This window comes from Seonamhaeicola marinus (assembly GCF_008085455.1).
Map to the genome: position 1 here is coordinate 1 of NZ_VSDQ01000785.1, position 429 is coordinate 429.

Sequence of the window (429 nt, forward strand, 5' to 3'; positions counted from 1 at the left end):
ATATTTGCAGAAACCTCAGCTAAACGGTATACGTTAGCCTCACGTGAGCGGTAATCGCCACCTTTTACGGTATCATAAAATAATCTGTATGTTGAATCGCCATCACCTTGATAGTTTTTAGCGGCGTTTATACCTCCTTGCGCAGCAATTGAATGCGCACGACGCGGAGAATCTTGATAAGCAAATGCTTTTACGTTGTAGCCCAACTCTGCAAGTGTAGCAGCTGCTGAACCACCAGCTAATCCTGTACCAACAACAATAACATCAATTAATCGTTTATTAGCAGGATTTACTAAGTTAATTTTATCTTTATAAGACGTCCATTTATCTTTAAGAGGACCTTCTGGTACTTTTGAATCTAAAACACTCATATTTGTATGTTATTAGTGATTAAAATGGTGATATATAGCTATAATTACAAACCCTAAA

The 429-nt window shown here is 37.1% G+C and carries 1 protein-coding gene; it reads right to left on the reverse strand.

The window, feature by feature from the left end; genetic code table 11:
• A partial coding sequence (locus tag FUA24_RS23520; RefSeq protein ID WP_148545773.1) for an FAD-binding protein occupies positions 1 to 371 on the reverse strand: 371 nt, incomplete at its 3' end.
• Between the last annotated feature and the right edge of the window lie 58 nt (positions 372 to 429).